We start from the raw sequence: 22057 nt of genomic DNA on the forward strand, positions 1-22057 counted from the left end.
CAACCCGACCCGAACAGACACCGAGGTTGTCATGACCACAGAACTCCGCCCACGCGCTCGCTCGCTGGGCATCCTGACCGCGATCGTCACAGCGGTGGGCTTGGTCTTCGGAGGACTCGCGATCGCATCGCCGGCCTCCGCTGACAGTGCCCCACCAGACCCGACGAATCCCGCCACTCCCACCACCGTCACCGACGACGTGCTCCCGACCCCCCAGATCAACGGCGTCGTGTGGGCTCAGGTCGTCGTGGGCAACACGGTGTACGTCGCGGGCAAGTTCACCTCCGCGCGGCCGTACGGCTCGCCGGCGGGCACGAACGAGACCCCCCGCAACAACCTGCTCGCCTACGACATCACAACGGGCAGCCTCCTCCCCTTCGCGCCGAACCTGAACGCGCAGGCCCTCGGGATCACAGCATCCCCCGACGGGTCGCGCATCTACGTGGTCGGCGACTTCACCTCCATCGACAGCAAGGGCTACTACCGTCTCGCAGCGTTCTCGACGGCGACGAACACCATCGTGACGGCCTTCCGCCCCATCATGGAGAGCCAGACCCGCGCAGTCGCGGCGTCGAACACCACCGTGTACACGGGCGGTGACGCCTCCAGCATCAACGGCGTCGCCCGCGCGTACGTCGGAGCGGTGAGCGCCACGGACGGCTCGACCCTCAACTGGCAGGCCAACGCCGACGCCCCGGTGGATGCGCTCGCGCTGACCAAGGACGGCTCCAAGCTGATCGTCGGCGGCCGCTTCCAGAACCTCGGCGGCGTCGCCAACTACGGCCTCGGCGCCGTGGATGCGAGCACGGCGGCGATCCTGCCGTTCGCCGCCAACCAGACCGTGCGCAACGCGGGGACGCAGGCGAGCATCACCGCTCTCTACACGACCAACGACCGCGTGTACGGCTCCGGATACGTCTTCGGCGCAGGCGGCAACCTCGAGGGAAGCTTCTCCGCCGACCCGAACACCGGCGCCGTCAACTGGGTCGAGGACTGCCACGGTGACACGTACTCGATCTTCGCGCAGGGCGACAAGGCCCTCTACGTGGCAGGCCACCCGCACTACTGCGGCAACATCGGCGGCTTCCCGCAGACGAGCCCGACCTGGACGTTCCACAACTCGATCGCCTTCAGCAAGGCGGCGACCGGCACGATCACGAACGACCCGTACGGCTACTTCAACTGGGCGGGCACCCCGTCCCCGTCGCTGCTCGACTGGTTCCCCAGCTGGACGGTCGGCACCTTCACCGGCCAGAGCCAGGCCACCTGGAGCGTCTCCGGCAACGACAAGTACGTCGTCTACGGCGGCGAATTCCCGACGGTCAACGGCATCCAGCAGCAGGGCCTGACGCGTTTCGCGCTGTCGAGCTCCGCCCCGAACAAGGTCGGCCCCCAGGGCATCCCGCTCGTCCCGAACGCTGCGTCGTTCAACGCAGGACAGGTCCGGGTGAGCTTCGCTGCGACCTACGACAACGACAACGGATACCTCACGTACAAGGTGTACCGGGATGCGGGCACAACGCCCGTCTATCAGACCACCGTGCGCTCCAACTTCTACACCCGGCCGATGATCGGGTTCGTGGACAGCGGGCTCACGCCGGGATCGCATCCGATCTATCACGTGAAGGTGTACGACCCGTTCGGCAACACCACCTCGCGTGACACGAACGCGGTGACCGTCGCAGCCACCAACAGCGGGGGCGCGTACTCCGACTCGGTGACGCAGGCGGGAGCATCCTCGTACTGGCCGCTGGACGAGTCGAGCGGCACAACCGGTTTCGACCACATCGGGTTCAACGACGTGCAGGAGACCGCCGTCACCCAGGGTGCGGCCGGCCCGATCACGGGCACCACCGCCAGCACGTTCAACGGGTCGACCAGCCTGGCCGTCACGCAGACCGCCATCCAGGCGCCTGACACGTACACGGCGTCCGCGTGGTTCCGCACCACGTCGACCAGCGGAGGCAAGATCCTCGGCTTCGGCAACGTGAACACCGGGCAGTCCGGCAGCTACGACCGTCACGTCTACATGGACAACGGCGGGAAGATCTGGTTCGGCGTCTACCCGGGAGGCGTCGCGACGCTGAACAGCTCCGGCTCGTACAACGACGGGCAGTGGCACCAGGTCGTCGCGTCGCTCGGCGCGAACGGCATGCGGCTGTACCTCGACGGCAAGCAGGTCGGCAGCCGCACGGATGTGACCAGCGGCCAGAACTACCAGGGCTACTGGCGCATCGGCGGTGACAACATCGGCGGATGGCCCAACCAGCCGGCGAGCAGCTACTTCGCCGGTGACATCGGCCAGGTGTCGATCTACCCGACGGTCCTCGACCGCAGCACCGTGGTGAACCAGTTCGTCGCATCCGGTCGTCCGTCCCCCCTCGCCCCCGCTCCCGCGGATGCATACGGAGCTGCCGTCTACAACGGCAACCCGGACATCTTCTGGCGTCTCGACGAGACCAGCGGCTCCGTGGCCAACAGTGCGGACGCGTACACCAACAACGGCACGTACTCCGGCACCGCGACCACCAAGAACCAGAGCGGCGTCCTGCCAGGCACGGCTGACAAGGCCGTGCGGTTCAACACGAACAACTCCGGATCGTCCGGCGGCATCGTGACGAGCAACCAGCAGTTCGCCAACCCCTCGGTGTACACCGAGGAGATCTGGTTCAAGACGACCACCACCAAGGGCGGAAAGCTGATCGGCTTCGGCGACCAGCAGACCGGCCTGTCGAGCAACTACGACCGCCACGTCTACATGCAGGACGACGGCCGCATCGTGTTCGGCGTCTGGACCGGTCAGGCCAACACCATCACATCGCCCAACCCGCTGAACAACAACCAGTGGCACCAGGCGGTGGCGTCGCAGGGGCCGAACGGCATGGCCCTCTACGTCGACGGTCAGCTCGTCGGCACCAACCCGCAGACGCAGGCGCAGGCATACAGCGGATACTGGCGCATCGGCGGTGACAACACCTGGGGCTCCACCGGACCGTACTTCAGCGGGACGCTGGACGAGGCTGCCGTCTACCCGAGCGTGCTGAGCGCTCAGGATGTGGCGAACCACTACTCGCTCGGAACGTCCGGCACCCTGCCGAACCAGCTGCCGACCGCGTCGTTCACGTCCTCTGCGACGTTCCTCGACGCGAGCTTCGACGGCACGGCATCCACGGACCCGGACGGCACGATCGCCTCGTACGCCTGGGACTTCGGAGACGGTGACACCGCCACCGGAGCCACGGCCACCCACACCTTCCTCCAGAGCGGCAGCTACCCCGTGAAGCTGACCGTGACGGACAACCAGGGTGGGACAGGCACCGTGACGAAGGTCGTGGCCGTCCAGGCCGCACCGCCGAACCAGCCGCCGGTGGCAGCGTTCACCTCCTCGGCGACGTTCCTCGACGCGAGCTTCGACGCATCCGGTTCGTCAGACCCGGACGGCACCATCGCCTCGTACGCCTGGGACTTCGGTGACGGAGCGACAGCGACCGGAGCGACGGCGACGCACACCTTCTCCGACACGGGCACATACCCCGTGAAGCTGACGGTGACCGACGACAAGGGCGCGACCGCGAGCATCACCAAGGGTGTCGCCGTTCAGGCCGCACCGCCGAACCAGCCGCCCGTGGCAGCGTTCACCTCCTCGGTGACGAACCTCGGCGCATCGTTCGACGGCTCGACCTCGAACGACCCGGACGGCACCATCGCCTCGTACGCCTGGGACTTCGGAGACGGAGCGACGGGAACCGGAGCGACGGCCACCCACACGTACGCCACCGGCGACACGTTCACGGTGACCCTCACGGTGACGGACAACCAGGGTCTGTCGACCTCGGTCTCGCACCAGGTCACCACGACCGTCCCGCCGAACCAGCTCCCGACCGCGTCGTTCACCGCAACGGTCACGAACCTCGGGGTCTCGGTCAACGGTTCGGCCTCGGCAGACCCGGACGGCACGATCGCCTCGTACGCCTGGAACTTCGGAGACGGAGCGACGGGAACCGGAGCGACCACGACGCACACCTTCGCTGCAGCCGGCCCGTACACGATCACCCTGACCGTGACGGACAACCGGGGAGGCACGGCCACCACCACCCGCGCGGTGACCGCGACCAACCCGGCCCCCAACGCCCTCGCCCAGGATGCGTTCGAACGCTCCGTGGCGAACGGCTGGGGAACGGCGGACAAGGGTGGGGCGTGGACGCTCTCGGGCGGCGCCACCAGCTTCAACGTCGCGAACGGCGTCGGCCAGCAGGTCGCAGCCGCCGGGACGACGAAGACGGCGACGCTGACCACGGTCACCCAGACGAGTGCCGATGTGACGGTCACGGTCTCCGCCGACAAGGCGGCGACCGGTGGCGGCATCTACTACTCGGCGATCGGCCGCATGATCGGCACGAACGACTACGAGGCCAGGGCATGGGTCAAGTCGACCGGTGCCGTGCAGCTCCAGCTGATGCAGGGTTCGACGACCCTGTCCGCGCTCAACGTCCCCAACCTGACGGTTGCCGCCGGTGACAAGCTGAAGATCCACCTGCAGGTGTTCGGCACGTCGCCGACTACGATCAGGGCCAAGGTGTGGTCCGCGTCCACCACGGAGCCCGCTGCCTGGCAGCTGACCTCCACGGATGCGACGGCAGCCCTCCAGGCCGCCGGGTTCACCGGACTCCGCACCTACGTCTCCGGAACGGCGACCGACATCCCGGTCACCACCCGTTTCGATGACTTCGTGGTGGTGCCCGCACAGTGAACGACCGGATGAACCGCACGCGGCGCACGGTTCTCGTGGCGCACCCGAGCTCGGAGCTGTACGGCTCCGACCGGGTGCTCCTCGAGAGCGTCACCGCCCTCGTGGACGACGGCTGGGATGTGGTGGTGACGGTGCCGGACGACGGCCCGCTGCTGCCCGAAGTCGTCGCCCGCGGGGCGAGGGTCAGGAGGTGCGCGGCACCCGTGGTGCGCAAGAGCGCCCTCCGCCCCCTCGGCTTCGTGCGGTTCGTCGGCACGGCCGTCCGCGGCCTCGTCGACGGGATGCGGATGCTCCGCCAGGAGCGTCCGGCCCTCGTCTACGTGAACACGGTCACCGTGCCCCTCTGGATCGGACTCGGACGCCTCGCCCTCGTGCCCGTGCTCTGTCACGTGCACGAGGGCGAGAGCTCCGCCTCCCCTCTGCTCCGGCGCATCCTGGCGCTGCCGCTGCTGCTCGCGAACACCATCGTGGCCAACAGCAGGTTCAGCGTCGGCGTGCTCGGCGGGTCGTTCCCGTCGCTGGAGCGCCGCGCGGAGGTCGTGTACAACGCCGTCCCCGGCCCGCCGGAGCGCACGCCCGTGCGGGCGAGCATCGACGGCGACCTGCGGGTGACGTACATCGGCAGGCTCTCTCCCCGCAAGGGCGTCGATGTCGCCATCGACGCGATCGCCGAGCTCGACCGTCGCGGCGTGCCGGCGACGCTCGACCTCGTCGGAGCGGTGTTCCCCGGCTACGAATGGTACGAGACGGCACTGCGCGAGCAGGTCGAGAAGAAGAAGCTCGGCGACAGGGTCAGCTTCCGCGGGTTCCAGCCGTCGGTGTGGGAGTACGTGCACGGCGGCGACGTCGTCCTCGTGCCGTCGCGCGCCGACGAGCCGTTCGGCAACACCGCCGTCGAAGCCATCCTGAGCGGCCGTCCGGTCATCGCGAGCGCCACGAGCGGTCTCCTCGAGGCGACGGCGGGATACGCGACGGCCACCACCGTCGTCCCCGGCAGCTCGGACTCGCTGGCGGACGCCCTGGTCGGAACCATCGCGGACTGGGAAGACACCAGGGCGAACGTCGGTTCGGACGCCGAGGCGGCCGAACGCCGGCACAGCCCGGACGCCTACCGCCGCAGGATCGCCGCGATCGTGCGCGGCAACGCTCGCACGCGCTGACGACCGGCGCTCGCGAACTCGAACGGGCGCTGCGGCGCCCGCTGGCTTAACATGGGCGGAAGGGGGTGATGAGGATGTTTCACATGGCGGCGCTGACCGGTCCGGTCGTGGACAGGTCGCTCCTGCTGGCGCTCGCGCTGGTGGTCGCCTTCGTCGGCTTCCTCGTGCTCCGCCGCTCGCCCAGGCTCGCCGTCTGCGTCTGGATCTGCGTGCTCGCCTTCGTGCCGATCTGGCTGGGCGTCAACGTCGGCTTCAACGGCAACTACTACCTCCCTCCCGCGACGGCTGCCGGGCTCCTCGTGCTCGCCGCCCTTCTGCCCATCCCGCGCCTGCGGCTCAGCTGGGTGGACGGGCTGGTGGTGCTTGTGGTGGTCGCCGCGGTGTGCTCGCTCTACACGGGCAGCGCATCCATCGCCGTCAGCGCGCTGTTCAGCATCGTCACCTACTACGTCATCGCCTATCTGGTCGGCCGGTTCGCTCCGCTGAAGGTGGATGCGCGCTGGCTGCACGCCGCCATCGCCATCGTCTTCACCGTCGTCGCCCTCCTCGCCGTCATCGAGGGGCTGACGCACTGGAACCCGTTCGTGGAGATCCACGCCGGCAACTCGCTCTACACGATCTGGGGCAGCATCCAGGAGCGCGGCGGCGTCCCGCGCGCCGAGGGGGCGTTCGGCCACTCCATCGCGCTCGGGTCCAGCCTGGCTCTGGCCGTTCCGCTCACGCTGGCCGCGCCGTTCCGGCTCTGGGTGCGTGCCGGCATGGTGCTGCTGATGCTGGTCGGGACCGTGTTCACCTTCAGCAGGATCGGGATGATCTGCGCACTGCTCGGGCTCGTACTGAGCATCCTGTTCATGCGCGACGCGATCACCAGGAAGGCGAGGATCGTGCTCGTCGCCGTGATGCTCGCCGTCTCCGCCGTGCTGTTCCCGCTGGTCGCCGCGGTGTTCGACGACGCCGGCTCCGAGGCGAGCGACAGCGCGAACTACCGGGGAGACCTGCTCTCGCTGATCGGCACGATGAACCCGATCGGCGTCGCGACGTCCGCCGAGAAGAACTCGGCGGGCAACCTCTACTTCGGGGACTTCCGCTCGATCGACAGCCAGCTCATCCTGACCGGGCTCACCAATGGCGTGATCGTGCTGCTGGGCATCCTGGTCGCTCTCGCCGGCGGCATCATCCTGCTGGTCAGGCGCAAGGCAAGCCCGGCGACGATCGCGCTGGTCGCCCAGATCCCCGCCTTCGCGACGGTGGCCCTCATCACCCAGTACTCGATCTTCGTGTGGTTCGTCGCCGGACTCGCAGCGACGACGCAGCTGCTCCCCCTCAATTCCGCGGGAGTCATGCTGGACGGCCACTCGCAGGAGCACCCGCGTCACACTCGCACCGACGCGCGTCCTCCGGTGAGGAGCGCCGCCTAGAATGCCTTCAACGACGCCCGACCGCGTCCCCCGTCCGCCAGACACCCGAGCGATCCACCGCTCGCTGCCCGGCGAGCGAGCGGCGCCTGCCATCACATCCGACTCCCTGGGAGGCCCGTCCATGAACACGCACCAGTACCTCACCGCATTCCGGCGGTTCTGGTACGTGATCGTGATCGCGACCATCGTCGGCGGCCTCGCCGGTTTCGGTCTGTCACAGATCGCGAAGCCGGTGTACACGGCCACCTCCGGTCTCTACTTCTCGCTGAACTTCGGCGGGTCGGCCAGCGACCTCAGCCAGGGTTCGACGTACACCCAGAACCAGATGCTGTCCTTCGCCCAGCTGGCGGAGTCGCCCGTCGTGCTCCAGCCGGTGGTCGACGACCTCGACCTGGATGTGACCGCCAAGGGCCTCGCGGACGCCATCGCCGTCAGCACCCCGCAGAACACGGTCATCCTGGAACTCGCGGTGACGGACCCCGACCCCGCGCAGGCCGCGAAGATCGCGAACGCGGTCGCCGCCAGCCTCAGCAAGACGGTCGAGCAGATCGCGCCGAAGAACGCTGAGGGGCAGACCACGGTGTCCGTCCGGGTGATCGAGAACGCGAGCGAGCCGAAAGACCCGTCATCGCCGAACACCCGCCTCAACGTGGTCACCGGGCTGCTGCTCGGCCTCATCGTCGGCGTGCTGATCCTGGTGCTCAGGGCCACGCTCGACACGCGCGTGCACAGCGCAGAGATCGCGGCCGCGGTCACCCAGGCTCCGCTGCTCGGCTCCATTCAGAAAGAGCGGGGCAAGCATCCGCGTCCCGTTCTCGCCGTCGAGCCGCTGTCCAACTCGGCGGAGAACTATCGGCAGCTGCGGTCGAACCTGGAGTTCGTCACGCTGGGCTCCCCCTCGCGGGGCATCGTGGTCACCTCGTCCATCCCCGCTGAGGGCAAGTCGATGATCGCCACCAACCTGGCGCTCGCCCTCGCGGAGACCGGCCAGCGCGCCCTGCTCATCGACGCGGACCTGCGCCGCCCGATGGTCGCCAACTACTCCGGACTGGTCGGAGACGCCGGCCTCACCTCCGTGCTCGCCGGCCGGGCGGAGTTCTCCGACGTCGTGCAGCGCTGGGGCGAGGGCAGCCTGGACGTGCTCACCTCCGGTCCGATCCCGCCGAACCCGAGCGAGCTCCTCTCGTCGCGGGCGATGACCGAACTGCTCGGCCGCCTGGTCGCCGACTACGACGTGGTCGTGATCGACACGGCCCCGCTCATCGCGGTGGCAGACGCCGCGATCCTCGCCCGCCAGGTGGGCGGAGCGATCGTGGTCGTCGACCGCACGCACGTCCGTCGCCAGCAGCTCACCCAGACGATGGACTCCCTGGAGAAGTCGGGCGTCACGGTGCTGGGCATCGTGCTCAACCGGGTCAGCGCGCAGAAGAACAGGGACGTGTACTACCCGGCGGCCAAGCAGCCGCAGCGTCGCTTCGGCCTGCCGACCCGTGCATCGTCCACCGCCGCCGGCACAGCAGCGGCGCCGGACGACGCCGACTCCGCAGAGTCGTCGGAGTCGGTGCCCACCCACAAGTAGTCGGCGGGTGCGGCTCCGCTCGCGCGGAGATTGCGGCGGGCCGGCGCCGAAAGTCCGTTTGAGCGGACTTTCGGTCGGCGAGTCGCTGGCGCCCTCCGTACGTGCGGAAGCGCCAGCGAGGGCTGACGCGTCGTGTCCGCGTTTCCGACCTGAATTTGCTGGTGATCGGTTGACGCTCAGCGCGCTCCGGTGAACACCACGAGCTTGGCGCCCGCGGCGTCGGCGAGGGTGACGGTGACCGTCTTCGCGTCGTCCGGCACGGTGAAGACGTAGGTGGCCGTCGCCGTCGCGCCGGGCGCGAGTTCGGAGCCGAACGGCTTCGTGGCCTTGTCACTGTCGACCCTGGCCGCCGGCGTCGCGTCGTCTCCGTAGTATCCGTTGACGGTGACCGCGGTGAGCGGCACGGCAGCGCCCGTGTTGTTCGTGAGCGTGATCGTCGCCTTCACCGACGGTCCGCTGACCTCGCCTGCACGGGATGCGGTGGCGGTGTACGCCTCCAGCTTCGTGACGGCGGCGGTGAGACCGGCCGGCGTCTTCGCCTTCTGCTTGGTGCTCACCGTCTCTGCGACCTTCTGGCCGTACTTGACCTCGTCGCTGCGGGCAGCGGGAGCCTCGCTCTTCGTGCCGCCCGGCGCGGGCGTCGCTGTGCTGTTCGACCCGCCGGTCGCCGGGGTGTCGGACGGTGCGGCCTGCTGCGTCGCCACCGGCTGCAGCGCGTTCGGCACTGGGCCGCCCGGCTGTGCGCCGTGGATGCCGGCGACGATGAGGCCGGCTGCCACCGCTGCGACGGCGACACTGCCGACGACGATGAGCGTGATGCGGTTGCGGACGTGGTGGTCCGGGCCTCTGGTGGCCTCTGTTGCGTCGGTCATGATCGTCCTTCTTCGGTGCTCTGGCGTTGGTCGGTTGCCAGGTGCTGGTCGGGGGTGGCCGGGGCGCGCAGCTCCCGGAACCAGCTGGCAGCCGCCAGCAGGAGGAACGCGGTCGTGGCCGCGAAGAGCAGGGTGTACACCACCAGGAACAGCGGCAGTGCGCCGAGGAGCACGAACGAGAGGCAGAGCACGCCGTAGTCCATCGGCAGGACCGCGATGGCGCGCATCCATGACGGGCGTCCTGGGGCGTCGGCGGCGATGGATGCGCGCCCGCGCTGCCGGCGGAGCTGCTCGGTCAGGATCATGCCGAAGAACAGCACGGACGAGACGATCGAGAACGCCACGGGGATGAGCAGCCACCAGGTCGGCGCGGAGCCGTGCAGCCAGAAGCCGACGGCGAGCGCCAGCGGCATGGTGACCACCTTGGTCGCGTCGACCATGTGATCGAGCCATTCGCCCGCCGGACTGCTGAGTCCGGTGAGCCGGGAGACCTGTCCGTCAGCGCTGTCGAACGCGTAGCCGACGAGCAGCAGCACGGCGACGGTGATCCCGGCCCACCAGGACGGAGGGAAGACGACGAGGATGGCGATGGCCGCGAACGTCCAGACGGCGCTGATGGCGGTGACGGCGTTCGGGGTGAGTCCTGCGCGGTACGCCCACGCGGCGAGGTAGCGGCCGATGCGGCGGTTGACGTAGCGGGAGTATGCCGGCGCACTCCTGGCTGCCGGCTTCTGCGCCGCCGCCAGGCGGTGCACCACGTCGAGGTAGCTCTCGCGAGCGGCGCCCGCTGCCGCCGCTTCTGCCGATCCGGCGCTCATCAGCTGGTCCGCTCTGCCGGGACGGCCACGGAGGCCAGTCTGCTCTGCCCGTTCACGCGCTGCCCGAACACGGGACGCTTCGGCTTGACCGCCCTGCGCTCCACGAGGTCACTGCAGAGTGCTTCGTATGCGTCGGCGACCGCATCCCAGTCGTAGCGCTTCGCGCGCTCGCGGGTGGCCGTGCTGCGCGCGGCGTGCTGCTCGACGGCCGCCTCTGCGAAGCCGATGGTGCCGGAGAGGTCGGAGGCGGCAGAGAAGTAGAGGCCTGCGTCGCCGAGGACCTCGCTGTTGAACGGGACGTCGTACGCGATGGTCGGCGTGCCGGCCCCGACGGCCCTGAGCAGCGACGGGTTCGTTCCGCCGACCGAGTGGCCGTGCAGGTAGGTGTATGCCGACGCGTAGAGCTGATCGAGCAGCTCCTGGTCCCAGACCCCGCCGAGGAAGCGCACCCGGTCGTCCGCGAGGGCGCGCACCCTGCGCGTGTACTCCTCGGCGTACGGTGCGGAGCCGACGACGACGAGCGGCAGCTTCGCGTCGCTCCTCCGGTAACCGTCCACGATGGTGTCGACGTGGTTCTCCGGCTCGAAGCGAGCCACGACGAGGTGATAGCCGTGCGGTGCGAGGCCCAGTTCGCCGAGGCGGTGGGTGGCTCCCGCGACGGTCGGCGCTCCGTAGGCGATCAGCCTCGTGCCCGCCGCGAACTCGGTGGTGTAGTAGTCGGCGATGCCCTGCGCGTCGGCGATCAGCGCATCCGACCAGCGGACGGCGGCGGACTCGGCGAAGCGGTAGTACCGCCTGCCCATCGCACCCCACTTGGCGCGCTGCCACTCCAGTCCGTCGACGTGGGTCGCGACCGGGATGCGCGCAGCACGCAGCATCGGCAGGTACAGCGAGTTGGCCGCGTTGAAGACGATCGCGGCGTCTGTCCGGTGGGTGAGCAGGTGGCCGACCGAGAGTCCGGTGTGACTGAGGGTTTCGAGCGACCTGCGCCGCATGGCGCCCTGGTGCACGAGGGTCATGCCCTTGTAGCTCGCCGGCTCCTCCTGCGGCTCTGCGCCGTCGGCGGTCTCCACACGACGGCAATAGACCCGGACGCTGTGGCCGCGGTCGGCGAGCCGGCTTCCGACCTCTTCGACGCACGTCTCGAACCCGCCGTACCGAGCCGGGACGCCACGCGTCCCGACCAGTGCGATGCTGAGTTGCTTTCCCCCTGCGCCCATCGGATTTCCGCTCCCCGTCGTGTCTGGCCGTCTCCGGCCGTCGGTTCGCCGACGTCGGCACGGTCCGCGCTCCGACTGGACCGAGTCGGGGCACACCACGGGTGGAAAGGATCGCTTCAGCGTCGGGCTGCTGTTGCCCCGCCAGTCTAATCCGAGAAATCCTCATTGAATGCCCCCTTCTTCGGGGGGCGAGTGTTTCTCACTTCTTTCGGGACGCCCGCAACCCGTCCCTGACACCGGTGAACGCCGCCCGGAGCGGAGCGACCGGGTGCGCGAACTGGCGCCGCCCGCCCTGCAGCAACACCTCCCACGCGATGGGGAGGCTCGCCCTCCTCCACCTCCGCACGGTCGCCGCATCCAGATTCCGCGACGCGAACACCAGCCGGTTGCGGATGTTGAAGTAGTAGTACCCCTCGGACTTCGCGGCGCCGGCGCTCTCCAGCCCGTCGCCCTGGGTGCCGCCCTCCGCGTGCACGGCGACCGCCGCATCCACCACCCGGACGCTCGCCCCCGCCCTGCGCGCCCGATAGGACAGCTCCACGTCCTCCCAGTACAGGAAGTACCCGTCGCCGAACCCGCCGATGCGATCCCACAGCTCGGCGGACACCATCAGGCAGGCACCGGACAGCCACTGCTCGAGGCGCGGATCGTCGGCGACGGCCCGCTTGCGCGTCGCGGTGATCCGCCCGTCACCGAGATCCAGGTCGGACCCGTCGAACCAGACGGACCCGTCCGGCCGCAGGATGCGCGGGGCCAGCAGGGCAAGCGGCTCGGCGGCGACGGCGGCGGCGAGCGTCTCCACCGCATCCCGCGCGATGGTCGCATCCGGGTTCAGCAGCAGGAAACTGCTCGCACCGGCCGCGCGCGCGGCATCGACGCCCGCGTTCATCCCGAGCCCGAAACCGAGGTTGCCCTCCGGCGTGACGATCAGCCAGCCGCGCTCGGCGCCGAGAGCGACGACGGCGGCGCGTTCGCCGGCATCGGAGAAGTTGTCCACCACGACGAAACGCGCTTCGGGCATGGCGTCGGCGAGCGGGACGAGGTTGGCGCGCAGCAGGGACGACGAGCCGTAGTTCACAACGACGACCGCGAGCTGTCCGACCATCCGCGGATGGTATCACGGGGGTGCTGCCCGGCCCGGGGCAGACGAACGCGGCCGACTGTGGATAGGTTGTCCCTGTGCCGAACCTGACGATCGCGGTGCCCACATACCACCGCCCTGACGACCTGCGCGAGCTGCTGCCCGCCCTCGTCGCGCACGGACGCGCTCTCGAAGCGGAGGACGACAGCGATTACACCGTCGAGGTGCTCGCCGTCGACAACGACCCGGAGGGAAGCGGCAGGGCGGCGGCGTCCGCGGTGGAGGGCGTGCGGTACGTCGTCGAGCCGCACCCCGGGATCGCCGCCGTGCGCAACCGGGCCATCGACGAGGCGTCCGGGTCGCGGCTGCTGGCGTTCATCGACGACGACGAGCGGCCGCATCCCGGCTGGCTGGCCCAGCTGGTGCGGGTGTGGGAGGCGTCGGAGGCCGCCGCGGTGGCCGGGAGGGTGGTCGCGGCGTTCGAGCGGCCGCTCGACCCGTGGCTGAAGGCCGGCGACTTCTTCACCCGGCGTTCGCTGCCGACGGGGACGGACATCGACGTCGCCGCAGCGGGCAACCTGCTGCTCGACCTCGACCAGGTGCGCAGCAGCGCCGTGCGGTTCGCCGTCGACCTCGGACTGAGCGGCGGAGAGGACACCCTGTTCAGCCGCCAGCTGCACCACGCCGGGTTCCGGATGGTGTGGTGCAACGAGTCCGTGATCACCGACCTCGTCCCTCCCGCGCGGCAGAACAGGCGGTGGGTGCTGCGGCGCGCGTGGAGTCACGGCAACTCGGCGGCCGTGGTGCGGCTGCGGCTCGCCGAGGGCGCGGGCGGGATGCTCGCCGCGCGGCTGTGGGCGGTGGTCGGCGGCGCGGCCAGGGTCGTCGGCGGGGTGCTGAGGGTCGCGCTCGGGATCGTGACGGGCTCCCTGCGGCACCAGGCCCGCGGTTCGCGGGCGGCATACCGGGGACTCGGGATGATCTGGGGAGCGTTCGGCGGCGTCTACCAGGAGTACGCGCGCACGGAGGCCGCGGCATGAGCGCGCTGCACAGGCTGCGCAACGGCGCCGTCACGGCCGTGCGCCGCGTCGGCGCGCCGGTCGGCTCCGTGATGCGGGTGCGGACGGATGCGCCGCTCGTCGCGCTCACCTTCGACGACGGGCCGGTCGACGGCGACACGCAGAAGGTGCTCTCCGCGCTCGGCGACGCCGGAGCGACGGCCACGTTCTTCGTGCTGCTCACCCGCGTCCGCCGTGCGCCCGCGCTGCTGCGCGACGTGGTGGCCGCCGGTCACGAGATCGCCCTCCACGGGCCGGACCACCAGCGCCTCACCACCCTCCCGCCGGACAGCATCCGCTCCAGGATGCGCGACAGCCGCTCCGAGCTCGAAGACGCGGCGGGCGTCCCCGTGCGCTGGTTCCGGCCGCCGTACGGCGCGCAGAACATGCGCGTCTGGCGGGCGACCAGAGCCGCCGGGATGACGCCCGTGCTGTGGGGGCCGACGCTCGCCGACTGGCGGACGACATCGACCGAGGAACGGCTGCGGCTCGCCGTGCAGGGCGAGCGCGGCGCGATCATCCTCGGGCACGACGGGTTCGCCGACGCGGTCGACGGGGTCGACGACGGGCCGGCGCCCGAGCTCGACAAGGGGCGATTGGTGTCGGCCGTCGCCGCGGGTTACGCGGACAAGGGGCTGAGCCTGCGGTCACTCGGTGAGGTCGCAGCGACCGGCAGGCTCGTGCGCGAGGCCCGCTTCACGCACTGACCGAGCGTCGCCTCGCCGCCCTGCTGCCCGCCAGGGCGATCGCCTGACGGTAGGCGTCCGCGTGCTGCTCGCCCGCCTTCGCCCAGTCGCGCGCGCTCAGGTCCGGCCTGCCGGCCGGCGGCGTCTCCGCGACGTCCGCGATGGCGGCGGCCAGCGCATCCGGTGTCAGCGCCCCGGTGTACCTGTGCACCCACGCCTGGCCGACCTCCTCGGCAAGCGCCGCCGTCGTCGGGTTGTCCGGCACCAGGATCGGCCGGTCGAGCGACAGCGCCGTGAGGGCGCCTCCGGAGTTGTGCATCTCGCGGTACGGCAGAGCGATCAGCGCCGCCCGCGACACCAGCTCGACGATCTCGGCGTCGTGCAGGAACGCGAGGGTGACGTCGACGCGGTGGTCGCGCTCCGCCCGTTCCAGGACGGAGGTGGCGAGTTCGTCGCTGGACGGCTTGCCTGCGACCTCGAGCCGGAGGTTGTCCCCCGGCACGGCGCCGAACACATCCAGCAGTTCTTCGACGCCCTTGTAGCGGCGGATCAGCCCGAAGTAACCGACCCGCCCCTGCTGCGGGGAGCTCTTCGCGTATGCGGCGAACCAGTCTCGATAGTGGCCGTGCAGGATGGTCGCGTACTCCACGCCCGGCGCGAACTCGGTGGTCGGGTTCAGCCGGATGCGCAGGGTGGTCCTGTTGTCGAACCAGCGCAGCAGGGCGTGCTCGCGGCGGGAGATGCCGGTGGGCAGGTGAAGGTTGTGGGTCGTCCGGACGATGGGCGTCTTCGTGAGCGCGAGCTTCCACATCAGCAGCACGAACAGCGCCTGCCGGACGAGCGCCTTCGGCTTGCTCTGGCCCGCGACGAGGATCTCCGGCCAGTGCGCGTGGAACACGTCGTACCGGCCGAGCAGCGCCTTCTTCCAGGAGAACGTGCGCAGTTCGAGGTCGGGGGTCGAGCGCAGACTGTCGCGCAGCATGATGATGTACGGGTTCGTGGTCGGCCGCGGGTCGGGGAACGACTGCTGCACGACGATTCGCTCTGCGGCTGTCATGGTGCCACCCACAATAGGCCCACCGGGATGCGTCCCCCACAAGCAGGGGACATTTGATGAGAAATGCTCGTTATTGATCCGGATTCGTCCTAAGCTCGTTCGACAGAGCCAGCGAACCGACCCTCGCCGGCCGAAGGACGTTCGACGAGATGGCCACCGCAACCAGCCTGCAGCACCCCCGCGTGCGGCTCTACGACCAAGTGCGCAGCGTGCACCTGGAGCGGGCGCGCGAGCTGGAGCCTGCTGCCATCGTCTTCCGCAGCAAACGCTACGACTTCGACGAAGACCTCACGGACGGCCTCGAGCTCGCCCAGGCGGGCACCATCGCCGCAGCGCGCCTCGCCCTCACCAGCAGGATCACCCACCTCGAGATCAACGAACCGCTCTACCTGGATGCGCTGCCCCGCACCGCGGTCACCCTCTTCGCCATCGGCCTCCGCCGCATCGTCGGCGGCCGCCGCGTGACCGTCGCCACGTATGCCATCGAGAACCTCGACCCGTTCGCGACCACCCCTCCCCGCTTCAAGACCCGCGTGCGCCGCGGCATCGAACGCCTCCTGGCCGAGTACGTCTGGCGCAGGGTCGACAACGCGGTGTTCGGCACGGCAGGGGCGCACGGGCTCTACGCGCAGTCGTTCCGCACGCAGCCGCGGCGGCACTCCACCGTCGAGGCGCTGCCGAGCCCGTGCCCGTGCGTCGGCGACGCGAGCGACGCGGGCAACTCGGACAGCGGGAACGGCGACAGGAACAGCGTCGTCTTCCTCGGCAACTTCGGAGCGCGCAAAGGCTTCAGCGACGTGCTCGCCGCCTGGCCGCTCGTCCGGGAGAGCAGGCCGGATGCGCGGCTCACCCTCCTCGGCACCGGCAGCCAGCTCGACGACGCCCGCGCCGCAGCGGCCGCGGACCCGACGATCACCCTCCACATCGACCCTCCCCGCTCCGAGATCCACGCGCACCTCCGCACCGCGCACGCCCTGGTGCTCCCGTCGCGCAGGATGCCCGGCTGGCGCGAACAGGTCGGCCTGCCCATCGTCGAAGCGCTCGCGCACGGCTGCGAGATCGTGACGACCGACGAGACCGGCATCGCGGACTGGCTGCGCGAGAAGCGGCACAGGGTGCTCCCGTCCGACGCGAGCGCCGCGCGCATCGCCGGGGCGATCGCCGCCGCCGTCGACGCCGATCGTGCCAAGGCCGACATCCTCGCCACGCTGCCCGCCGTCGACGGGCGGATCGCGGCGGGACGCCTGCTGTTCGACGACCCTGCGCATCCGGTGGCCCGATGAGCCACGCGAGGGCCGCAGGCACAGGGATGCTCAAGTCGGTCGGATCGACGGCCGTCATGAAGGTGCTCGTGATGGGCGTCTCCGGCATCATCGGCATCGTCAACAGCCGCCTCATCATCCAGAACTTCGGCACCGACGCGTACGCCCAGTACGGGCTGCTCGCCGCGCTCCCCGCCCTGCTGCCGTTCGCGGACCTCGGTATCGCCGCCGTCGCGATCAACGCGGTCGCCGGCTCCTCCGACCCGCGCAGCGACCCCGTGGTGCGGCGCACGCTGACGACGGCGTTCCGCATCCTGTTGCTGTCCGGCGCCACGATCATCGGGATCGGCATCGTCATCTCGCTGCTCGGCTGGTGGCCGCTGCTGCTCGGCCAGGGACTGCTCCCGGACGGCGGCAGCCTTGCGGCGATGCTCTGCCTCGGCACGTTCGGGCTGGTGCTTCCGCTGAGCGTCGGTTCGCGCATCCTGGTCGGGCTGGGCAAGACGAGCACCCAGGTGGCGAGTCAGGCCGTGGTCGCGCCCGCGATGTTCCTCGGCATCGCGACGCTGGTGGCGCTGTCAGCGCCCGCGGGGAGCTTCATCGCGATCCTCTCCTACATCGCCAACGGGCTGGCGTCGCTGATCTGCCTGCTGGTGGCGGCCAGGATGATCAAGCCACAGGTCGGAGCCGCGCTGCGCGAGGTGCCGTTCCCCCGCCGCTACCCCGGCGTGCCCGCCATCGGCGTCGCCTGGCCGATGCTCGTACAGATGGTCGCGCTGCCGATCGCGATGCAGACGGACCGGCTGCTGCTCAGCCACCTGACGACCGGGACAGAACTCGCGCAGTACAACCTCGCCTCCCAGCTGTTCGGCCTCGCCGTGCAGACGATCGCCGCGGCCGGCGTCGCGCTCTGGCCGATCTACGCGCGCGCCCGCTCGGAGCGCAGGGTCGAGTCCCCGCTCAAGCCGACGATCTGGTTCCTCGCGGGCGGCCTCGCCATCGGGCTGGCCCTCGCCGTGCTCGCGCCCTGGCTCACGAAGTTCATCGCCGGCGACGCGCTCACGCTCGACCCGTGGCTGATCGGCGGCTTCGTCGTGTTCGTCGCGCTGCAGGCGGCCAAGTACCCGGTCGGGATGTACATGACCGACCAGCGCGGCCTCACCTTCCAGGTCTGGCCGATCCTCGCGAGCATCCCGCTGAACCTCGGCCTCTCCTGGTGGCTGATCGGAGTGATCGGCGCCGGAGGGCCGATCGTCGGCTCCGCGGTCAGCGTGCTGCTGTGCCAGGTGATCCCGAACCTCTGGTTCGTTTCCCGCGATCTGCGCCGCCGTCGCGCCGAGCTGGCCGACGTGCCCGCCCCGGTCTGAAACGCACGCAACAACAGCGAGCCCAGGGCTCCCGCCTGACGACCATGTCGTGAGGCGAAGAACCCTGGGCTCGAGTGCTGCGGGGTGGGAGCTCCGGGCTACCAGGCCCCGAGGTGGACGCTTCCTGCAGGCTTGCCCGCCAGAGAGGCGAGCGCGGCCGGGATACCGGTCGGCACACTGGTGAGCGCCGCGGCGATGCCGGTGAGCTGGGTGGGCGCCGCGGACGCCGCGCCCTCCTGGAGCACACTGTGCGCATCCTGACCGGTCGCCGCGGTGAAGGCGGAGAAGGTCGGGTAGATCGCCGGGTCACCGGCCCCACGGGACCAGATCACTGCCCACGACGGCGCGCTCGCCGACGGGCGGCGGTACAGGTTGTGGTCCGCCGTGATCTTCATCTGGGCCGCAGAGAACTGGTGCGAGTAGTCCTCGACGCAGAGCAGGCAGTTGCCCGAGCCACCGGAGATCACGTTGTTGCTGATCGAGATCGGGCCGGTGATCCAGGTCATCGTCGGGTCGGGGAAGGCCTGGCGCTGGTCGTGACCGGCGTCGGACGCGTTCGCCCCACGGCGCGAGTCCTGGGTGATGTCCAGGTTGCGCACGTTGTTCGAGATGGTGTTGTTCCAGACCTGCGCGTTGCTCACGTCGTTCAGCTTGATGCCGGACTTCTGGTTGCCGGACACCACGTTGTCGACGAGGTTGGCCGTAGCCGAGATCTCGATGACGATGCCGTTGCCGACATTGTTGAGCGAGTCGTTGCCCGCGACGGTCATCCCGTACACCGACTCGTCGAACCACAGGCCGTGGCTGGCGTTGTTGAGGAACGCGCTCGACCGGACGTCGACCCCGCGCGACCGGGTGATCTTCACGCCGCCGCTGACGGGCGATGTGTTGAAGTTCTCGCTGTTGTCGTTGGCCGCGAGCACACCCGTCAGTTTGAGGTTGTCCGAGTTGTTCGCGTGGATGCCGAGCAGGCCGTTGCGGGCCGCCGTCACCTGGCGGAAGGTGTTGCCGGAGCCGCCGACCGACACCCCGGTGGTGGCGTTGTCGAGGAACGAGACGTTCTCGAACGTCGCGCCGCCCTTGTAGTCGGTGACCGTGCCCATGTCAGGGACAGACGGGGCGTAGCGGCGCACGCCGACACCCTTCAGGGTGAAGCCGGTGCTGCCGACCGAGATGGCCTTCTGCAGGTCGCTCGCGCGGACCTCCTTGCCGGTCGGGTCGGACCCCATCACGAGTGCCTTGGCTCCCGTGTCGTAGAAGAACGTGCCCGGCTTGACGGCGGCGCGGCTGGAGACCTGCGTCTGCGCGACCCCGCCGACGAACAGCTGGTCGGGATGCGCGGCCATCGGGTATGCGGGGTTCAGCCACTGCCAGCCCGCTGCCGTACCGTCGGATGCTCCACGGTCGTACGTGGGGCTCGCGTCGAAGACGTGGTTCCAGCCGGAGGCGACCCAGGTCGTCCCGGACTTCGCCCAGCCGCCGACCACGGAGCTGCCATCGAACCAGGCGGCTTCCTTCGGGTACGACTGCACGGTGATGGCCTTGCCGGACGGCACGTTCACCGACTCGTGGTAGGTGCCACCGCGGAGCACGATGGTCGCGCCGGACGGTGCCACGTCGAGCGCGCGCTGCACCGTGCGGAACGGAGCAGCGACGGTGCCCGCCGCGGAGTCCGAGCCGGAGGGCGAGACGACGACCGCGTTGGCCGGCACGGCGTACGACGTGCTTCCGATGGCCGCTGCGCCTGCCGCGACGCGCATCCCGGTGGTGTCGATCGACGGGTCCGCTGACGGCGCCGGCTGCGTGGGCTGGGTCGGCTGCGTGGGCGTCGTCGGGGGAACCGGCTTCGCCGGGGTGGTCGGAGCCGGGGCCGGAGTGGTCGGCGCCGGGGCGGGCGTCGTGGTCGGCGGCTTCGTCGGGGCGGGAGCCGGGGTCGTCGTGGTGACGGGGACCAGGGTGCTCGCGCTCAAGTTGTCGAAGGCGACGTTCTGTGCGGCCGTGGAACCGGACAGGTACGACCAGGCAGCGATGCTGCCCGCGCGCTGGATGCGCTGAGCGCTGCTGTCGGATGCGGTTGCCTGCCAGTTGGGCTTGGCCGCGCCGTTCTGCCAGGCACGTGCGGAGAGGGCGACCGGGTTGGTGCCCGTCGCCTGGAACTCGAGCTGAACGCTGGCGCCGGGCTTCAGGCCGGTGGCGACACGCACCTCGGGTGCGACCGTCGTCTGGTTGGCGGTGGAACCGTTGACGCGCACGATCGTGAGCGTGAGGTTCCCTCCGGCGCCGACGCGCACGTTCGCCTGGTAGTACGACCCTGCTGCGAGGCGCAGCTGCAGACCGGCGTACACGCCGTTGCCACTGGTCGGGATGCGCGGCACGTCGATCGTGGTCGACGCCGTCACATCGTTCGCGCTGACCGCGGGAAGAGCAGCGGTGAGAGACGAACCCGGGCGGGGGAGCGCCATGACGCCCGTCTTCCCGTCGGCGGAGAACGACTTGCTGCTGCTGAGCGAGTAGCTGCCGCCGACCTGGGCTGCACCCCAGCCGTTCGGCTGGGTGCGGTCGAGGGAGTCGGCGACGATGCGCTGACCGACCTGGTAGCTCAGTGGAGCTGCGGTCGCTGCAAGCGCGGGCAGCCCGAAGGCCGCAACAGCCACGACGGTAGCGCCGGCGGCGATTCCGTATCCGAGTCTGCGGTTCTTTTTGGGGGTTTCATTACGGTGGGCAGGCTGACGAATCATCAATACGTCTGTCCAAACTTTCGTCGTTGTGGGGATGGAACAGTAGGTGAGACCAACGACTACTGAAATGCTGCTGAGCACGCTAGCAGACGGGATACGCCCGCGCGAAACATAAATCAATAAGAGTACCGCGTGTCTCACGATTGCTCTCACCATCAGCGACCCCCCATTCGGGTGGCGCGATCCGCGAGATAGCGCGCCATTCAGATTGGCCAACAAACGTTTTCTTGAGGAAAACACAGGGGTGAAGCGCTCTCACAGACCCACTTAGAGGGCCACCGCTCTCAGGGGATTGCCAGCCTGAAGGCCCCTGCGTCGCGTGGTAAGCGCATCCATCGCGGCGGTCCGCGAGAATGGTCTGGTGCCAGCACCGACCTTCCGCATCCTGACGCTCTGCACGGGGAACATCTGCCGGTCCCCCGCCGCCGATCTGCTCCTCGCGCACGCCCTCGCCGGCGACGAGCGCTTCGACGTCAGCTCGGCCGGCACGCACGCGATGACCGGATGGGGCATCTCCTCCCCGATGGACGAACTCCTCGCCGAGCGGGGCATCGAGAGCGACCAGTTCGTCTCCCGGCAGGCGGATCGCGCTCTGCTCTCCTCCGCCGACCTCATCCTCTCGGCCACCCGCGAACACCGCGAGTGGGCGGTGGGCGCCGCGCCGGGCACGGTGCGGAGGGCCTTCACGCTGACGGAGTTCGCGGATGCCGCCGACGCGCATCCCGAGCCTGCTGCGGTCACCGCCCGGGAGCTGACGGCGTGGGCGGCGTCGCACCGGCCGAGCGCCGCCGTCGCGAACCGCGGGGCGGCGACCAGGCGCGGGTATGTGGAGGGGGACATCCTCGACCCGTACGGGCGCGGGCGGTCGGCGTATGTGGCATCGCTCGGACAGATCGAACCGCTCACCGAGAGGATCGCACGGGTGCTGCTGAGCACGCATCCGTAGCCGGACGGAGCGAGTTTCGCGGATGGGGTGACAAATTCTCACTTA

At 69.8% G+C, this 22057-nt stretch carries 15 protein-coding genes; 9 read left to right on the top strand and 6 right to left on the bottom strand.

Going from position 1 to position 22057, the window contains the following annotated elements:
• Positions 1-31: 31 nt before the first annotated feature.
• The 4 genes from ACN6M5_RS10660 (at position 32) to ACN6M5_RS10675 (ending at position 8907) form a co-directional block, all read left to right on the top strand.
• Complete coding sequence (locus ACN6M5_RS10660; protein WP_434949638.1) at positions 32-4750, top strand: PKD domain-containing protein; 4719 nt, start codon at positions 32-34, stop codon at positions 4748-4750.
• A gap of 8 nt (positions 4751-4758) precedes the next feature.
• The gene (locus ACN6M5_RS10665; RefSeq protein WP_434949640.1) at positions 4759-5910 is read left to right on the top strand and encodes a glycosyltransferase family 4 protein; all 1152 of its coding nucleotides are present in this window, start codon (positions 4759-4761) and stop codon (positions 5908-5910) included.
• A gap of 83 nt (positions 5911-5993) precedes the next feature.
• Positions 5994-7328 carry a hypothetical protein gene (locus tag ACN6M5_RS10670; RefSeq protein ID WP_434949642.1) on the top strand — a complete coding sequence of 445 codons (1335 nt, stop codon included), beginning with the start codon at positions 5994-5996 and terminating at the stop codon, positions 7326-7328.
• Between the two features lie 121 nt (positions 7329-7449).
• Positions 7450-8907 (top strand): tyrosine-protein kinase domain-containing protein, encoded by a 1458-nt coding sequence (locus tag ACN6M5_RS10675; protein ID WP_434949644.1) that lies wholly within the window; start codon positions 7450-7452, stop codon positions 8905-8907.
• 176 nt (positions 8908-9083) lie between these two features.
• Here the strand turns inward: ACN6M5_RS10675 and ACN6M5_RS10680 are convergent, their stop codons facing one another.
• The 4 genes from ACN6M5_RS10680 to ACN6M5_RS10695 form a co-directional block, all read right to left on the bottom strand.
• Positions 9084-9779, bottom strand: a complete 696-nt coding sequence (locus ACN6M5_RS10680) for a DUF4352 domain-containing protein (protein ID WP_434949646.1) — start codon at positions 9777-9779, stop codon at positions 9084-9086.
• Complete coding sequence (locus ACN6M5_RS10685) at positions 9776-10597, bottom strand: CDP-alcohol phosphatidyltransferase family protein (RefSeq protein WP_434949648.1); 822 nt, start codon at positions 10595-10597, stop codon at positions 9776-9778. The genes ACN6M5_RS10680 and ACN6M5_RS10685 overlap by 4 nt, the downstream gene beginning before the upstream one ends.
• The gene (locus ACN6M5_RS10690) at positions 10597-11817 is read right to left on the bottom strand and encodes a DUF1972 domain-containing protein (protein ID WP_434949650.1); all 1221 of its coding nucleotides are present in this window, start codon (positions 11815-11817) and stop codon (positions 10597-10599) included. Before ACN6M5_RS10690 ends, ACN6M5_RS10685 begins: the two co-directional genes overlap by 1 nt.
• 199 nt (positions 11818-12016) lie before the next feature.
• Positions 12017-12922: a glycosyltransferase gene (locus tag ACN6M5_RS10695; protein WP_434949652.1), complete on the bottom strand. Its 906-nt coding sequence runs from the start codon at positions 12920-12922 to the stop codon at positions 12017-12019.
• A 74-nt stretch (positions 12923-12996) separates the two neighbouring features.
• Between ACN6M5_RS10695 and ACN6M5_RS10700 the strand changes: the two genes are divergently transcribed.
• Together ACN6M5_RS10700 and ACN6M5_RS10705 are read left to right on the top strand one after the other, a co-directional pair.
• Complete coding sequence (locus ACN6M5_RS10700) at positions 12997-13938, top strand: glycosyltransferase family 2 protein (protein WP_434949654.1); 942 nt, start codon at positions 12997-12999, stop codon at positions 13936-13938.
• Entirely contained in the window at positions 13935-14663 is a 729-nt protein-coding gene (locus ACN6M5_RS10705; RefSeq protein WP_434949656.1) for a polysaccharide deacetylase family protein, read from the top strand. Before ACN6M5_RS10700 ends, ACN6M5_RS10705 begins: the two co-directional genes overlap by 4 nt.
• Here the strand turns inward: ACN6M5_RS10705 and ACN6M5_RS10710 are convergent.
• Positions 14653-15699: a glycosyltransferase gene (locus tag ACN6M5_RS10710; RefSeq protein WP_434949658.1), complete on the bottom strand. Its 1047-nt coding sequence runs from the start codon at positions 15697-15699 to the stop codon at positions 14653-14655. The genes ACN6M5_RS10705 and ACN6M5_RS10710 overlap by 11 nt on opposite strands.
• 149 nt (positions 15700-15848) lie before the next feature.
• Here ACN6M5_RS10710 and ACN6M5_RS10715 point away from each other — a divergent pair, with 149 nt between their 5' ends.
• Complete coding sequence (locus ACN6M5_RS10715) at positions 15849-16982, top strand: glycosyltransferase family 4 protein (protein ID WP_434949660.1); 1134 nt, start codon at positions 15849-15851, stop codon at positions 16980-16982.
• On the top strand, positions 16979-18328 hold the full coding sequence (locus ACN6M5_RS10720) for an oligosaccharide flippase family protein (protein WP_085369089.1): 1350 nt from the start codon (positions 16979-16981) through the stop codon (positions 18326-18328). Before ACN6M5_RS10715 ends, ACN6M5_RS10720 begins: the two co-directional genes overlap by 4 nt.
• A 98-nt stretch (positions 18329-18426) precedes the next feature.
• Here the strand turns inward: ACN6M5_RS10720 and ACN6M5_RS10725 are convergent, their stop codons facing one another.
• Complete coding sequence (locus tag ACN6M5_RS10725; RefSeq protein ID WP_434949661.1) at positions 18427-20982, bottom strand: right-handed parallel beta-helix repeat-containing protein; 2556 nt, start codon at positions 20980-20982, stop codon at positions 18427-18429.
• Between the two features lie 445 nt (positions 20983-21427).
• Here ACN6M5_RS10725 and ACN6M5_RS10730 point away from each other — a divergent pair, with 445 nt between their 5' ends.
• A complete protein-coding gene (locus ACN6M5_RS10730; RefSeq protein ID WP_434949663.1) occupies positions 21428-22012 on the top strand; it encodes an arsenate reductase/protein-tyrosine-phosphatase family protein in 585 nt (194 codons plus the stop codon).
• The last annotated feature ends 45 nt before the right edge of the window (positions 22013-22057 follow it).

This window comes from Leifsonia araucanica (genome assembly GCF_051161895.1).
GTDB lineage: Bacteria > Actinomycetota > Actinomycetes > Actinomycetales > Microbacteriaceae > Leifsonia.

Bases quoted from the DNA above. Each gene is read 5' to 3' on its own strand.
- ACN6M5_RS10670 (WP_434949642.1), top strand. From the start codon at position 5,994: ATGGCGGCGCTGACCGGTCCGGTCGTGGACAGGTCGCTCCTGCTGGCG.
- ACN6M5_RS10695 (WP_434949652.1), bottom strand. From the start codon at position 12,922: ATGGTCGGACAGCTCGCGGTCGTCGTTGTGAACTACGGCTCGTCGTCC.
- ACN6M5_RS10710 (WP_434949658.1), bottom strand. From the start codon at position 15,699: ATGACAGCCGCAGAGCGAATCGTCGTGCAGCAGTCGTTCCCCGACCCG.
- ACN6M5_RS10685 (WP_434949648.1), bottom strand. From the start codon at position 10,597: ATGAGCGCCGGATCGGCAGAAGCGGCGGCAGCGGGCGCCGCTCGCGAG.
- ACN6M5_RS10705 (WP_434949656.1), top strand. From the start codon at position 13,935: ATGAGCGCGCTGCACAGGCTGCGCAACGGCGCCGTCACGGCCGTGCGC.
- ACN6M5_RS10665 (WP_434949640.1), top strand. From the start codon at position 4,759: ATGAACCGCACGCGGCGCACGGTTCTCGTGGCGCACCCGAGCTCGGAG.
- ACN6M5_RS10660 (WP_434949638.1), top strand. From the start codon at position 32: ATGACCACAGAACTCCGCCCACGCGCTCGCTCGCTGGGCATCCTGACC.
- ACN6M5_RS10715 (WP_434949660.1), top strand. From the start codon at position 15,849: ATGGCCACCGCAACCAGCCTGCAGCACCCCCGCGTGCGGCTCTACGAC.
- ACN6M5_RS10680 (WP_434949646.1), bottom strand. From the start codon at position 9,779: ATGACCGACGCAACAGAGGCCACCAGAGGCCCGGACCACCACGTCCGC.
- ACN6M5_RS10690 (WP_434949650.1), bottom strand. From the start codon at position 11,817: ATGGGCGCAGGGGGAAAGCAACTCAGCATCGCACTGGTCGGGACGCGT.
- ACN6M5_RS10720 (WP_085369089.1), top strand. From the start codon at position 16,979: ATGAGCCACGCGAGGGCCGCAGGCACAGGGATGCTCAAGTCGGTCGGA.
- ACN6M5_RS10675 (WP_434949644.1), top strand. From the start codon at position 7,450: ATGAACACGCACCAGTACCTCACCGCATTCCGGCGGTTCTGGTACGTG.